The sequence below is a fragment of the Variovorax sp. P4_D9 genome (assembly GCF_056401695.1).
In genome coordinates this window covers 1-3,111 of sequence record NZ_JBFUIU010000962.1, presented here as the reverse complement: position 1 = coordinate 3,111, position 3,111 = coordinate 1, and the positions used below count along the sequence as shown (strand labels likewise).

At 65.1% G+C, this 3,111-nt stretch carries 1 protein-coding gene; it reads right to left on the bottom strand.

Annotated features, from left to right (window positions below; translation table 11 throughout):
* Positions 1 to 3,111: HAMP domain-containing protein (locus tag AC1DY5_RS49080; protein WP_478121576.1), on the bottom strand; the 3,111-nt coding region annotated here is incomplete at both ends.

The following is a 3,111-nucleotide window of genomic DNA, read 5'->3' as shown; positions in this document are numbered from 1 at the left end:
GCCACGTTCAGCGCATGCAGTTCGGCGGCCGCGACCTCCTCGTCATGTGTCTCGCCGCCAGTGCGCGCGTCAACGGGCTCGGCATGCAAGGGCGCGCCCTCCAAACGCGTCTTCGCGGGGACCGGCGAGCGGAGATTCGGCAGTTGCTGGAAAGCCGTCGCATCGGCGCTGCCCGAGCGAGTCCCTCGCCCGCGCGCGGGGCTGTGGCTCTGGGGCAGGAACAGCGTGAACGTACTGCCTTGAGCGGGAACGCTGGTCAATCGGATCTCCCCCCCGAGAAGCCGCGCCAGCTCGCGGCTGATCGCGAGGCCGAGACCGGTGCCGCCATACTTGCGCGAGGTCGATCCGTCGGCCTGCTGGAAGGCTTCGAAGACGATCTGCTGCTTGTCGGCAGGGATGCCGATGCCCGTATCGGACACGGCGAAGGCGATGACCTGGCTCGCCCGGTTGAGCTCCTCGCGGTCGCGCGACCAGCCGCTCGCGACGGTCGCGACCGAGAAGCTCACCGACCCGTGATGGGTGAACTTGAAGGCGTTGGACAGCAGGTTCTTGATGATCTGCTGCAAGCGCTTGACGTCGGTCACGATGGTTTCGGGCAGCGCCTCTCTCATAAGGATGTCGAAGTCCACTTGCTTGGCCTCCGCGACGTGGCGGAAGCTGCGTTCGACCGAGCGCTGCAGATCGTCGAATCGCAGTTCGCTGACCTCCACGGCCACAGTGCCCGATTCGATCTTCGAGAGATCGAGGATGTCGTTGATCAGCATCAGGAGGTCATTGCCCGAGAGGTGGATCGTCTTGGCGAACTCCACCTGCCGCGCCGTGAGATTGCCCTCTGCGTTCTTGCACAGTTGATCCGACAGGATCAGCAGGCTGTTGAGCGGCGTGCGCAACTCGTGCGACATGTTGGCGAGGAACTCCGACTTGTACTTGGAGGTCAGCGCCAGCTGCTCGGCCTTCTCTTCCAGCGCCTGGCGGGCCTGCTCGACTTCCTGATTCTTGCTCTCGACTTCCTGGTTCTGATGGACCAGCAGGCGGGCCTTTTCCTGCAACTCCTCGTTGGTCTGCTGCAGTTCCTGCTGGCGACTCTGGAGTTCCTCGGCCAGCGATTGAGACTGGGTCAGCAGATCCTCGGTGCGCATGTTGGCCGAGATCGTGTTGATCACGATGCCGATCGACTCCGTCAGCTGGTCGAGGAAGGCCTGATGGGACGGGTTGAAGCGCTCGAGCGACGCCAGCTCGAGCACCCCGCGCACCTCATCTTCGAACACGACCGGCAGCACGATCACGTCCATCGCCGCACCTTCGCTCAGGCCCGTGGCCACCTTGAAGGCCGTGCTCGGCACGTTGGTCAGCAGGATCTTCGATTTCTCGATTGCGCACTGCCCGACCAGGCCCTGTCCGAGGTCGATTTCCTTGCCGTGCGCAGCGTGGCCGCCCGAAGCGTAGCTCGCGAACAGCTTGAGTTTCGGCGCTCCGCCCGCTGAGGTCAGCAGATAGAACTCGGCCTGCTGGGCGCCGACCACCGGCGCCAGTTCCGACAGGATCAGCTGGCCGACGGTCAGCAGGTCTTTCTGCCCCTGCAGCATGCGGCTGAACTTGGCGAGATTCGTCTTGAGCCAGTCCTGCTCGGTGTTTTTCTGCGTCGTGTCCTTCAGGTTGCGGATCATCTCGTTGATCGTGTCCTTGAGCGCCGCAACCTCGCCCTGGGCCTCGACCGTGATCGAGCGCGTCAGGTCGCCCTGCGTCACTGCCGTGGCCACCTCGGCGATCGCGCGCACCTGGGTCGTCAGGTTGGCCGCGAGTTGATTGACGTTCTCGGTCAGCCCCTTCCAAGTGCCGGCGGCGCCGGGCACCTTGGCCTGGCCGCCGAGCTTGCCCTCGACGCCGACCTCGCGCGCCACGCTGGTCACCTGGTCGGCGAAGGTTGCCAAGGTGTCGGTCATGCTGTTGATGGTCTCGGCCAGCGCGGCAATCTCGCCCTTGGCCTCGACGGTGAGCTTCTGCTTGAGGTCGCCATTGGCGACCGCCGTCACCACCTTCGCAATGCCGCGCACCTGGCCGGTCAGATTGCCCGCCATGAAATTCACGTTCTCGGTCAGGTCCTTCCAGGTGCCGGACACGTCGCGCACCTGGGCCTGCCCGCCCAGCCGGCCTTCGGTGCCGACCTCGCGCGCGACCCGCGTAACTTCCGCCGCGAAGGAGGACAGCTGGTCCACCATGGTGTTGATGGTCGCCTTGAGTTCCAGGATCTCGCCCTTGACGTCGACCGTGATCTTCTCGGACAGGTCGCCGGCCGCCACCGCCTTGGTCACGTCGGCGATGTTGCGCACCTGCGAGGTGAGATTCGAGGCCATCAGGTTGACCGAGTCGGTCAGGTCCTTCCAGGTGCCGGCCACGCCCTGCACRTCGGCYTGGCCRCCGAGSWTSCCYTCRGTGCCMACCTCSMGCGCCACGCGCGTCACCTCGGCGGCGAAKGARCGCARYTGGTCGACCATKGTGTTGAYGGTGTTCTTGAGCTCCGAGATCTCGCCCTTSACGTCCACCGTGATCTTCTTCGACAGGTCGCCGGCGGCGACCGCCGTCGTCACCTCGGCGATGTTGCGCACCTGCGAAGTGAGGTTGCCGGCCATGAAGTTGACCGACTCCGTCAGGTCCTTCCAGGTGCCGGCGACGCCCTGCACGTCGGCCTGGCCGCCCAGGATCCCTTCGGTGCCCACCTCGCGGGCCACCCGCGTCACTTCGGCGGCGAAGGAGCGCAACTGGTCGACCATGGTGTTGACCGTGTTCTTCAGTTCCAGGATCTCGCCCTTGACGTCGACGGTGATCTTCTTGGACAGATCGCCGGCCGCCACGGCCTTGGTCACGTCGGCGATGTTCCGGACCTGCGACGTGAGGTTCGACGCCATCGAATTGACGGACTCCGTCAAGTCCTTCCAGGTGCCCGCGACGCCCTGCACGTCGGCCTGCCCGCCGAGCTTGCCTTCGGTGCCGACCTCGCGCGCCACCCGCGTGACCTCGGCGGCGAACGACGACAGCTGGTCCACCATCGTGTTGATGGTGTTGGTGAGTTCGAGAATCTCGCCCTTGGTGTCGACCGAGATCTTCTTCGAC